We start from the raw sequence: 11,912 nt of genomic DNA on the forward strand, positions 1-11,912 counted from the left end.
AGATGATTCCTATCACATATATGTGATAGGAAATCCCTGCGGAGTGTTTCGGGAGATCCGGTGCGCGGGAGCGAGTGGGCTCGTCCTCAGCTCGGCGCGTTAGATTGGTCGCCATGTCCACCAGTTCTGGCGATGCCGATCCCGCCGAGACCACCGCGGCCGACGACACGGTCGAGGCGACCGAGAACGACGCGATCGAGTCCAATGCGCCCGAGTCCGGGGAACCCGACGAGGCCGGAGACGAGGACGCCGCGGACGAGACCGTCGAACCGGCCAATGCCGCGGCCGCGGCGGTGCGGCGGACCAAGATCGTGCCGACCAAGTCCCTGACCCAGGAGGAACGCGATGCGATCCTCGTCGAGAACCGCCGGGTGCGGGAGGAGGAGGCCGCCAAGCGCGCCGCCCGCGACGGCGAGGACGACGATCTCGACGAAGACGACGAGACCGCGGAGGGGGACGACGCCGAGGAGGAGATCGATCCCTCTCGCGTGCCGGGCAAGGTGGCGGCCAAACCTCGCGCCCGCCGCAAGCCCGGCGGGCGCGACCAGCGGACCCTCGTGATCGGGCTCGCCGCGCTCGCGGCGGTCCTCGCGATCGCGACCGGCGTGCTCGGGTACCTGTACGCCTCGTCGTCGGACGGTCTCGGCCCGGACTCGGAGCTGGGCCGCTCGGCTCTGAGCGATGCGAAGAAGTATTCGGCGCAGATCGTGACCTACTCGCCGGAGAAGTACGCGGCGCTCGACAAGAAGATCCGCGAGGTCTCCACCAAGGATTTCGCCGACAAGTACATCAAGGCGTCGCAGGAGGCGCGTCGCGGCAACGACGTGGCCAAGGCGTCGTCGGTCGGCACGGCCGTCACGGCCGGCCTGGAGTCGCTCACCGAGACCAGAGCCGTGGTGCTGGTGGCGCTCGATCAGAAGGTCACCTCCCCGGAACTGCCGTCGGCGGGAGAGGAGGGTCTGGAGTATCAGACTCGCGTGAAGATCACCCTGGAGCGTGACGGCGACCGCTGGCTGGTGGACGAACTCCTCACCCTCTGAGCCGTTTCCCGCCGCGCCCCCGCCTCGTCCCGTGCGAGCGGGGGCGTCGTGCTCTCCGGGCACGGCATCGGGGTGCTTCCCGCAAGAATCTGGAAACGTTCGTACCCCGATCACCCCGGTGTTAGCGTGACTCGCAACACAGTCTGGAGAAGCGGGGTTCGACGGTGCGGCCAGAGTGCGTGGACGGGATCTGGAGCGGGATCGACGAGCGCGGAATCGCCCGCCTCGAGATCGACCGGCCGGAGCAGCGCAACGCGCTCGGCGGCGGCTCGTCCGCGCGGATCATCGAACTCTGCACGACCTGGGCCGACGACGAGCGCGTCCGTGTGGTCGTCCTGTCCGGGCGCGGGGGAGCGTTCTGCTCCGGCGCCGACGTCACCGGCATGCTCGCCGGAGCCGCGGGCGGGTACGACGAGGCCGCCGCCCGCGCCGTCATCGAGAACGGCTCCCGGCTGATCGGCGCGGTCCGGGCCCTGCCCGTGCCGGTGATCGCCGCCGTCGACGGTCCCGCGGTGGGCATCGGGGCCTCGCTCGCGGTGGCCGCGGACCTGATCTACGCCAGCGCCCGCAGCTACTTCCTGCTCGCCTTCGTCCGGATCGGCCTGATGCCCGACGGCGGGGCGAACGCGACGTTCGCCGCCTCGCTCGGCCGGGCGCGCGCCAACGCGATGGCGCTGCTCGGCGAGAAGCTCGGAGCCCGGGAGGCCTACGACGGCGGCCTGATCAACGGCGTGACGGACCGGCCGGAGGAGCTCGGCGTCGTCGTCGAACGTGCCGCGCAACGGCTGATCGCGTCGTCGCCCGCGGCGCTGCGCCTGACCAAGGCCGCCCTCGACGGCGCGACCCTCGACCGATACGACGACGCGATCGCCCGCGAGATCGAAGGCCAGACCGAACTGCTGCAGTCACCGCAGTTCCAGGCCGCGATCGCCGCGTTCGCCGCTCGGCACTGAACGCCCGCCCGCACCCCGGACTCGCCGCACCGGCCGACGGCCGACGGCGGTCCACCGTCCCCGACCCAGGAGCCGCCCCGTGACGAACCCCCTCGGCATGACCCTCGATTCCGAACCGATCCGGTCCCGCCGCAACCACTGGAACAACCAGGTACGACGGCACGCACGGATGAGACCCGACGAGGTCGCGCTGAGATCCGGTGATCGGGAGACCACCTGGGCGCAACTCGACGACCGGACGCATCGACTCGCCGCGGCCCTGCATCGTCGCGGAGTGGGTTTCGGCGACCGGATCCTGGTGCTGATGCTCAACCGGACCGAATACGTCGAGACGGTGTTCGCCGCGAACCTGCTCGGCGCGATCGCGGTCCCGGTCAACATCCGGATGGCACCGCCGGAGATCGCGTTCCTGGTGCGGGACTCGGGCGCGGAGGTGATCGTCACCGAGACGCTCCTGGCACCGCTCGCCGACGCCGTCGCGGACCTCACCGGCACCGTCGGCACCCTGATCGTCGTCGGAGCAGAGGACGACGGCGCTGCAGAGGACGACAGGGCTGCCGAGGACGGCGGCGGGCTGAAGTACGACGACCTCGTGGCCGAGGAGTCCGACCTCCCCGCCGTCGACGTCCCCGAGGAGTCCGTCGCCCTCATCATGTACACCTCGGGCACCACCGGGAAGCCCAAGGGCGCGATACTGACCCACCAGAACATGCAGGCGCAGACGGTGATCGCCATGCAGGCGTTCCACACCGCCGCCGACGACGTGGTCTCGGTGGCGGCGCCGCTGTTCCACATCGCCGGACTCGGGGCCATGGCACCGGCGTTCTACGTCGGCATCCCGACGGTGATCCACCCGCTCGGCGAATTCGACCCCGACGTGCTGCTCGACGTCCTGGAGGCCGAGCGCACCACCACGCTCTTCCTGGTCCCGGCGCAGTGGCAGCTGGTCTGCGCCGCCCAGCGGGCCCGCCCGCGCGACCTGAACCTCCGGGTGATCTCGTGGGGTGCGGCCCCGGCCTCGGACACCGTCCTGAACGCGATGAACGAGACCTTCCCGGAGGCGATGAACATCGCGGTCTTCGGACAGACCGAGATGAGCCCGCTGACCTGCGTGATGGACGGGAAGGACGCGCTGAGAAAGGTCGGCTCCATCGGCAAGGTGGTGCCCGCGGTGACGGCCCGGATCGTCGACCCCGCGATGGACGACGTCCCGCGCGGCGAGGTGGGCGAGATCGTCTACCGCGGCCCCAACCTGATGGCCGGCTACTGGCAGAACCCCGAGGGGACGCGGGAGGCGTTCCACGGCGGATGGTTCCACTCCGGCGACCTGGTGCGGCAGGACGACGAAGGCTTCCTCTACGTGGTCGACCGCGCCAAGGACATGATCATCTCCGGCGGCGAGAACATCTACTGCGCGGAGGTGGAGAACGTCCTGTTCGCGCATCCGAAGATCCGGGAGGCGGCGATCATCGGCCGCGCGGACGAGAAGTGGGGCGAGGTGCCGGTGGCCGTCGTCGTCCCGGCCGAGGGCGTCGAACCGCCGACCCTAGCGGAGCTGGAACCGTATCTCGACGAACGACTGGCGCGTTTCGAGCATCCGAAGCACCTCGTCGTCGTCGACGTGCTGCCGCGCAACGCCGGCGGCAAGGTCGTGAAACCGCGGCTGCGGGAGGAGTTCGGCAGCGCGGACGCGGGCCTGGCGCGCTGAACCGGGACTCGGCAGGCGATACGCTGAGCGCCGAGTCGACCTGGAGGAACGATGGCAGAGAAGAAGAAGGTCCGAGTCGAGGCGAAGGCGCCCGCACGGAAGAAGAACGACGACGGCACGGCGGCCCCGCAGACCTGGGAGGCCACCCCCGAAGCCAAAGCGCAGGCGCTCAAACTGCGCATCATCGCCGGTGTGCTCTGGGTGATCGCGATCGGCCTGGAGATCTTCACCATCGTCTGGGCGCTGGCCGGCGACAAGGAGTTCGACACCGGGAAGCTCTGGATCGTGATCGGTCTGGTCGTGGTGATCGGCATCCTGTCGATCACCGGCTCGTTCCTCTGGAAGCGGTCGAACCGTCTGGACCCGGCCTCGGAGAAGGACGGGGTCCGCTTCTTCGTCCAGAATCAGCTCGGCGCGATCGTCGCGGTCGTCGCGTTCCTACCGCTGCTGATCTTCGTCCTCGCCGACGGCAATCTGAGCGGGAAACAGAAGGGCATCCTCGGCGGCATCGTCGCGGTGGTCCTGGCCGGTGCGCTCTGGGCCGGCGTGGACACCGAGAACCCGTCGGTGGAGAAGTACACCGAGGACGACAACATCATCACGCTGCTGCACAACGATCCGAACGCCGAGGTGGTCTGGACCAAGTCCGGCAAGGTGTACCACGTCTGCGACAAGGTGCCCGCGGTGAACCAGGAGTCGACCGACGGCACCATCTACAACGGCACCACCGCCGCCGCCCAGGAGGCGGGCAAGAGCCGTCTGACCAAGCAGTGGAAGTCCGAGGCGCGGGTCTGCGGCTTCGGCGAGGACGACATCGCGCGCGTGGACCGAGGTCTGGCGGCCAACCCGTCGACCCGGATCGACGAGGACGAGCTCGGCGAGCTCGACGACGAGGCTCCGGCCGCCTCGGTCACGACGACGCCGAGCCCCGTGACCACGACGCCGAGCCCCGCGACGTCGACTCGCTGACGCGCCCGACGCGAGTAGGGTGCGGTGCGTGGAAGCACTGCAGCAACTCGCGGACTGGCCGGTCGACGACGTCGCCGCCGCGGTGACGGCACCCGAGAGGTCGGTGAACGCCGCGTTCGGAGACACCTCTCGGGTGTTCCCGCTGGCGTCGGTGACCAAACTCCTGGTGGCGCACGCGGTCCTGGTGGCGGTGGAGGAGGGGGCCGTCGAACTCGACACCCCCGCGGGGCCGCCCGGGGCCACGGTGGAACATCTGCTGGCGCACGCCTCCGGGCTCTCGTTCGACGACGCACAGCGGGTGGAGGCCGCACCGGGGACGCAGCGGATCTACTCGTCGGCCGGTTACGAGGTGCTCGCCGAGACCGTCGCGGACGCCACCGGGATCGCCTTTCCGGAATATCTGGCCGAAGCCGTCGCCGAGCCGCTGGGCATGACGCGGACGGCGCTGCTCGGTCCCGCCGGGCACGCCGCGTCGTCGAACGTCGACGACCTGGCGCGCTTCGCCGTGGAACTGCTGTCGCCGCGGCTGATCTCGCCGCAGACGGCGGCGGCGCAGCGGAGCGTGCGATTCCCCGGGCTCGACGGCTTCGTGCCCGGCTACGGTCGGTTCCGGCCGAACGACTGGGGGCTGGGTCCGGAGATCAAGGGCGCCAAGCAGCGGCACTGGACCGCACCCGGGCACTCGCCGCAGACCTTCGGGCACTTCGGGCAGGCCGGCACGTTCTGCTGGGTGGACCCGGTCCGCGGAGCGGCCGCGGTGGTGCTCACCGATCGTCCCTTCGGCCCGTGGGCCAAACCGCTGTGGAGCGACTTCAACCAGGCGGTCCTGGCCGAACTCGACGGCTGACGACGCCGGGTGCGTGACACCGGCCGGATGCGGGAACCGGCCGACGCCGACCTCGCACCGACCGGCGTCACGACGCCGATCAGACGGCGCGCTGGCGCAGCCAGGTCACTTCCGCGTCGGCGCCGCCCATGCGGTAGATCTCCAGGGCCTCGTCCCACGCGGAACCGAGAGCGGTCTCCAGCCGGTCGGCCAGGTCGGTGCCGCCGCGCTGGGCGTCCATCATGGCCCGCAACTGCATCTCGCCGAGGATCACGTCGCCGTTGGCGCTGGTCGAGCCGTGCCACAGGCCGAGTTCGGGGACATAGGCGAAACGCTCGCCGTCCACGCCCTCGCTGGCGTTCTCGGTGACCTCGAAGAGCAGTCCCGACCATTCGCGCAGCGCGTCGGTCAGTCGTGCCCCGGTGCCCACCGGGCCCACCCAGTCCACGGTCGCACGCATGCGGCCGGGCTCGGCGTCCTGTGCGGACCATTTCAGGTCGGCACGTGCATTCAGCGTCGACGACAGAGCCCACTCCACATGCGGGCGCAGCGCGACGGGAGCGGCATGGATGTACACCACGCCGCTCGTCAGGTCCGCAAACTGGTCAAGGTTGCGCACTTCATTCACCTCCGGATCGACGAGGAACGTCTTCCCCAACGCCGCGTCAGTCCGGATAACACATCTACTGGGAAGAAGTATGCCTTGAGAGGCGCGTGTTGCGCCAGTCCTTTTCGGCGCCTCTCGGCGTGTCGCGACGAGAATCGCACCGAGGGGTGATACCGAAGTTTCTCATGTTGCGCATGTGACAAAAGGGGGCTGAGGGGTTAAGGGGCCGAGGGGTTTCTGCTCGACTTCGGCGAGGCGGCCCGGAGATGCGCATGGCGCCCCCGAGCGGACTCGGGGGCGCCATGGGCGTCGAACGTGCAGCGGGTGTCAGTACCGACCGAAGGCCAGTGCGACGTTGTGGCCGCCGAAACCGAACGAGTTGCTGAGGGCGTAGTCGATCTGCCCCCGGCGTGCCTCGCCGTGCACGACGTCGATGTCGCCGCACTCGGGATCGAGGTTCTCCAGGTTCAGCGTCGGCGGGATCACTCCCTCTTCCACGGACTTGACCGTCAGCACCGCTTCGAGGGCGCCCACGGCGCCGATCGAGTGGCCCAGCGCGGACTTCGGCGCGTAGATCGCCGCGTGCTCGCCGACCGCGGCGCGGATGCCCGCGGCCTCGGCGGTGTCGCCGATCGGGGTCGAGGTGGCGTGTGCGTTGACGTGCGTGACGTCCGCCTGGGACAGGCCCGCGGTCTGCATCGCGCGCTTCATGGCGCGGGTGTTGCCCTGACCCGAGGGGTCCGGCGCCACCAGGTGGAAACCGTCGGAGGTGATGCCCGCGCCCATGATCCGGGCGTGGATGTGCGCACCGCGCGCCTTGGCGTGGTCCTCGCGCTCGATGACCAGCATGGCGGCCGCCTCACCGAAGACGAAGCCGTCGCGATCCTTGTCGAACGGACGCGAAGCCGCCGCGGGATCGTCGTTCCGGGTGCTCATGGCGCGCATCATCGAGAACGCCGCGATCGGGATGGCGTCGATGTAGCCCTCGACGCCACCGGTGACCACCATGTCGGCGTCGCCCATGACGATGTGCCGCCACGCGTGGGCGATCGCCTCCGCGCCCGACGAGCACGCCGAGACCGGGGTGATGACGCCGGCGCGCGCACCCACGTTCAGGCCGGCCACGGCCGCGGGGCCGTTCGGCATGGCCATCGAGACGGCCAGCGGCGACACCTTGCGGTAGTTGCCGGAGTTCTCGATCGCCTTGACGGCGTCGACCATCGCGTCGCCGCCGCCCTGACCGGTGCCGATCACCACGGCCAGGCGCTCGGGGTCGACCTCGGGCTCGCCCGCCTGCGCCCAGAGCCGCTTGCTCATCACATGCGACACGCGCTCGACGTACGACATGCGGCGCGCCTCGATACGGGAGACCTCGTCGGCCGGATCCTCGATCATCTGACCGCCAATGCGGCACGGCAGCTCGCCGTACTGGGTGACGAAGTCGTCGGTGAGCTCGCGGATGCCGGACTCGCCGGCCACGAGCTTCTCCCAGGTGGAGTCGAGGTCGACACCCAGGGAGGTGGTGGCGACCATGGAGGTCACCACCACGCTGGGGAAGTCTCCACCCCTGGTGGAGAAGTCTCGCAGTTCGGTCATCAGTTCTGGTCAGCCTCGATCTGGGCGGCGATGGCGGCGGCGGCCTCGGGGTTCTCGGCCTCCAGCTTCTGGATGTAGGCGACGGTGTCACCGACGGTGCGCAGGCCGGCGAGGTCCTCGTCCGGCACCTTGACGCCGTACTTGTCCTCCACCTGGACGGCGATCTCGACCATCGACAGCGAGTCGATGTCCAGGTCGTCGACGAAGGACTTCTCCATGGTCACCTCGGACGGCTCGATGCCGGTGACCTCTTCGATGATCTCGGCGATACCGGCGATGAGTTGTTCCTGAGTAGCAGCCATCGTGGCGCTCCCTTCGTATTGGGGGTTTCGTGTGATGAACATCCGGAGTGCGGTGTGCGCCTGTTCGGTCACAGGCCGCATTGGACTCGCCGCGTCGCCGCGGCTTTCCGGGGGTCGAACGGAGTCGACCGCTATCCAAGTACTGGGAGGGGCAGGTCTTCCAGATCGGTCGGGACCTTGACGGCCCGCGACGGAACACCTTTGAGTTCGCGCTTGGCGATTCCGGCGAGCGTGCCGCCCGGCGCGAGCTCGATGATCGCGGCGGTCTGGTTCTCGCGCATGTACTGCGAGCAGAGGTCCCAGCGCACCGGGCTGGTGACCTGGTCGACGAGTTTGGCCAGCGCGTCGGCGCCCGAGGTCACCGGCAGGCCGTCCGCGTTGGACAGCAGGGTGAACTCCGGGTCGTTCGGGACGATCCGGGCGGCGGCCGCGGCGACGGCCTCCTGCGCAGGTGCCATGAAGTTGGTGTGGAAGGCTCCGGCCACCGCGAGCTTGCGGATGCGGGCCCGGGTCGGGGCGTTCTCGAGGAGCTTCTCGACGCCGTCGACGCTGCCCGCGGCGACGATCTGGCCGGTGGCGTTGCGGTTGGCCGGGATCAGCTCGCACTCGGCCAGGCGGGCGAGGACCTCGGCCTCGTCGCCGCCGAGCACGGCCGCCATGGTGGTGGGGACCAGCGCGCAGGCCTTGGCCATCTCCGCACCGCGGATCGCGGCGAGGCGTACGGCCTCGTCGTCGGTGATGACGCCCGCGACGGCGGCGGCGGCCAGCTCGCCGACCGAATGGCCGGCCACGACGGTGTCGGAGGGCAGGTCGCCGTGGCGTCGGCGCAACTCCGCATAGGAGAGGAGTGCGGCGGCGACGACGAGCGGCTGAGTCACCGCGGTGTCGGTGATCTCATCGGCCGTCGCGGTGGTACCGAGCGCCGTGAGGTCCAGTCCGGTCGCGTCGGACCACGCGGCGACGCGAGCGGCGGCCTCCGGGTCGGTCAACCAGTCGGTCAACATGCCGGGGGTCTGAGAGCCCTGTCCGGGCGCAAGCAACGAAAGCACGTGATTAGAGAACACCCTCGGAGGGGTCTCACGCGGTGTTGAGGTGTCCGAACCTTTCGGCCAGATTTTGTAGGGTTCCCACAAATGTGACGGAAGTGATCTCCGTCGCACACCGGCATCGTCAAGGGATTCCATTCCGTTACCGGATCGTTGTAAAAACGCTTCTGCCTGCACAAATGGTGGACACGGGGTGTTACGGAAGTGACTTATGGGGCGGATGTTAATGGTTCTTGGCTGTTTCGTGTCAAACGGCCAACGGTGGCCGCGACGCGCAAGATATACGCGTCACGAGGGTTAGATGGGTCACGTCCGGTGGCATCTGAGACCTTTTTCAACCGGTATCGGACCGTGTTGGGATGAACGTACAACGCTCGGGCGCACGATTCGATCGAGCATCCGGCGTCCAGGAAGGCGTCCAAGGTGGCCGAGAGAGACCCCGAACCGTCGTCCAGCGGGACGACGATCGAGTCGATGAGGGTTCGCACGGCGGTCCGGTCGCCGTTGAGCGCGCGCTCGGGGAGCAGATCCGATGCGTGCGTGGGCCGCGGGGCGCCCGGCCACCCGGGGACGGCATCGATGCCGGCGATCGCCTCGGTGGCGCTGGCGTGGGCGCTCGTCAGATTCGGGGTGGACGGACCGATCACCACGGGCCCGTCGGCGAAGTGGTCGAGCAGATCGGTGAGGAAGCGTTCGGCCGGATCGATCGTGCCGCTGACGATGGCGACGAGTCGTCGTCCCTGCACCGCCGAGAGGGCCGCGCGGTCGTACTGCTTGGCCGTGTTGTGGATCGCGAGCGGCACCGAGATGTTCTGCTCCGGCGGCGGGGACCCGATGATCACCGTGGCCGGCGCATCCGAATCCCAGTTGAGAGCGGCTGCGCGGGAGAGGAGCTGGGGTCCGGTGTCCCCGCGCACCACACCGTCGACGACGAGGGCCTCGAGCCGGGAGTCCCAGGCGCCGCGGGACTCGGCGGCGGCCGCATAGATCGCCGCGGCCGCGAAACCGATCTCGCGGCCGTACCGCAGGACGGCCTCGGTGAGGGCGCGCAGCTGCGCGTCGTCGCGGGCCAGCAGCGGCAGCCACTTCTCGAAGAACTCCATGGCCACCCGGACCATCTCGACCGTCTGCAGCAGCGTGATGCGCCGGGCCAGGTCCTGCGGCACCACCTGGAACGCCTGCACGGTGAACTTGACGTTCCCCTCGGGGTCCTGGATCCACTCGACGAAGTTCACCACCGCCGTCTGCACCACGAGCTGCACGCTGGCGCGCTGGGCCGCGTCGAGGGTGCCGAAGTACGGCAACTGGTCCGACATCGAATGCACCGCCTCGGTGGCCAGGCGGCCGCTGTACTGCTTCACGCGGCGCAGCAGGGTCTCGGGCAGGGCGTCGTGCACCGACGAGGAGGTCGGGACGTGGGCGCCCAGCGCCCCGACGACGTTCTCCGGTCGGATCGGTTCGGTGGTGTCTGGCACGCCCTTCAGGCTAGGCGCCGGTCGCCGCCGGACTCGGCAAGCGCGGCCGGAGACGTCTCGGTTCGGCGATCGGCGGGGGCTCGGATCGGTTAGAACTCGACCCGGACCGGGGTGCGGCGGACCACGCCGGCGGCGCCCGCACCGACCTGGCCGTTCGCGTTGTCGCCCCAGCAGTACAGGTGGCCGCGGGCCACCGCGCAGGTGGTCCGACCGGCCGTCGAGACGACGTCGGCCCGATCGATGCCGTCGACCTCGGTGGGGAGGGCGCCGTCGACGGTGGTGCCGTCGCCGAGCTGGCCGACGTCGTTGCGGCCCCAGCAGTACACGCGACCGGCGGCCACCGCGCAGGTCGTCGAGATCCCGGTGCTGACAGAGGTGACGCGTTCGAGAGGGATCCGGGCGGGTGTGGTGCGGTGGTCGGCGGTGCCGTCGCCGAACGGACCGATCGCGGTGCGTCGATTGCTGCCCCAGCAGTACGCGGCGCCGCGCGCCACGGCGCACGAGGTGTGCGTGCTGTTGGAGACGGAGGTGACCCCGTGGCCGAGGCCGGTCACCCGGGTCGGCGCCGGTCTCCGCTCGGTGGTGCCGTCGCCGACCTGACCCAGATGGTTGCGACCCCAGCAGTACGCGGCACCCCCGGCGACCGCGCAGGCGGTCCCCGAGTTGATGGTCACCGCGGTGACGTCGTGCAGGCCGGGGACGCGCGTCGGCGCCGCTCGGCGGACGGTGGTGCCGTCCCCGAGCTGGCCGTGGTCGTTGTCGCCCCAGCAGTAGAGGTCGCCGTCGGCGACGGCGCAACTGCTGTCGTCGTTGGTGGTCACCACCGTGACCCCGGCCAGGCCGGGAACCCGGACGGGGGCGGCGGCATCGTTCACGGTGCCGTCGCCGAGCTGGCCGTAGTCGTTCTCGCCCCAGCAGTACACGGCTCCCGCGCTGATCGCGCACGAGGCCCGGCCCCCGGACTCGACGGCCCGGACCTCGGACAGACCGTCGATGCGCGCCGGCGAGGTGCGTTCGACGTCGGTCCGATCACCGACCTGACCGTGATCGTTGTTCCCCCAGCAGTAACCGACGCCGTCGGCGACGGCGCAGGTCGTCAGGTCGCCGACGTCGAGGTAGGAGACCGGCCCGCGCGCCTGGTCGTGCGGCGTCGGCGCCGGCCCCCGAGCCGGACCGCGGACGACGAAGAAGGTCGTCAGCCCGCCGACGATCAGCAGGACGACGACGCCGATCACGATCGACACGGTGCTCCCGCGCGGCCCCCGCGGCGGTTCCGGTCGCCGCGGCGGGGGCGCGGGCGACGGCCGTTCGGGGACGGTGCTCCAGCCCTCCGGCAGCGGTGAACCCGGTCCCGACGTCATACGCCGAATCTAGGCCCCGGAACCGCCCG

General features: G+C 70.0%; 11 protein-coding genes. 5 read left to right on the top strand and 6 right to left on the bottom strand.

Features of this window, described 5'->3' with window-relative positions:
* Window positions 1–113: 113 nt before the first annotated feature.
* From QM809_RS10945 to QM809_RS10965, 5 genes are all read left to right on the top strand, one after another.
* Window positions 114–1,040, top strand: coding sequence for a hypothetical protein (locus tag QM809_RS10945; RefSeq protein ID WP_415045810.1), 927 nt, complete (start codon window positions 114–116; stop codon window positions 1,038–1,040).
* Window positions 1,041–1,219: 179 nt separating this feature from the next.
* Entirely contained in the window at window positions 1,220–1,993 is a 774-nt protein-coding gene (locus QM809_RS10950; protein ID WP_415045812.1) for an enoyl-CoA hydratase-related protein, read from the top strand.
* Window positions 1,994–2,090: 97 nt separating this feature from the next.
* On the top strand, window positions 2,091–3,701 hold the full coding sequence (gene fadD5 / locus QM809_RS10955) for a fatty-acid--CoA ligase FadD5 (protein WP_415047060.1): 1,611 nt from the start codon (window positions 2,091–2,093) through the stop codon (window positions 3,699–3,701).
* 51 nt (window positions 3,702–3,752) lie between these two features.
* Window positions 3,753–4,670 (top strand): hypothetical protein, encoded by a 918-nt coding sequence (locus QM809_RS10960; RefSeq protein ID WP_415045813.1) that lies wholly within the window; start codon window positions 3,753–3,755, stop codon window positions 4,668–4,670.
* Window positions 4,671–4,698: 28 nt separating this feature from the next.
* Complete coding sequence (locus QM809_RS10965) at window positions 4,699–5,517, top strand: serine hydrolase domain-containing protein (RefSeq protein WP_415045815.1); 819 nt, start codon at window positions 4,699–4,701, stop codon at window positions 5,515–5,517.
* 79 nt (window positions 5,518–5,596) lie between these two features.
* Here QM809_RS10965 and QM809_RS10970 read toward each other — a convergent pair whose 3' ends face one another.
* From QM809_RS10970 to QM809_RS10995, 6 genes are all read right to left on the bottom strand, one after another.
* Window positions 5,597–6,115: a DUF3145 domain-containing protein gene (locus QM809_RS10970; protein WP_415045816.1), complete on the bottom strand. Its 519-nt coding sequence runs from the start codon at window positions 6,113–6,115 to the stop codon at window positions 5,597–5,599.
* 315 nt (window positions 6,116–6,430) lie between these two features.
* Complete coding sequence (locus QM809_RS10975; protein WP_415045817.1) at window positions 6,431–7,699, bottom strand: KasA/KasB family beta-ketoacyl-ACP synthase; 1,269 nt, start codon at window positions 7,697–7,699, stop codon at window positions 6,431–6,433.
* Entirely contained in the window at window positions 7,699–8,001 is a 303-nt protein-coding gene (gene acpM / locus QM809_RS10980) for a meromycolate extension acyl carrier protein AcpM (RefSeq protein ID WP_415045818.1), read from the bottom strand. Before acpM ends, QM809_RS10975 begins: the two co-directional genes overlap by 1 nt.
* 131 nt (window positions 8,002–8,132) lie before the next feature.
* Entirely contained in the window at window positions 8,133–9,050 is a 918-nt protein-coding gene (locus QM809_RS10985; RefSeq protein ID WP_415045819.1) for an ACP S-malonyltransferase, read from the bottom strand.
* A gap of 206 nt (window positions 9,051–9,256) precedes the next feature.
* The gene (locus QM809_RS10990) at window positions 9,257–10,522 is read right to left on the bottom strand and encodes a PucR family transcriptional regulator (RefSeq protein WP_415045820.1); all 1,266 of its coding nucleotides are present in this window, start codon (window positions 10,520–10,522) and stop codon (window positions 9,257–9,259) included.
* 89 nt (window positions 10,523–10,611) lie between these two features.
* Complete coding sequence (locus tag QM809_RS10995) at window positions 10,612–11,883, bottom strand: RCC1 domain-containing protein (protein ID WP_415045822.1); 1,272 nt, start codon at window positions 11,881–11,883, stop codon at window positions 10,612–10,614.
* Between the last annotated feature and the right edge of the window lie 29 nt (window positions 11,884–11,912).

Source organism: Gordonia sp. (in: high G+C Gram-positive bacteria) (assembly GCF_047600385.1).
GTDB lineage: Bacteria > Actinomycetota > Actinomycetes > Mycobacteriales > Mycobacteriaceae > Gordonia.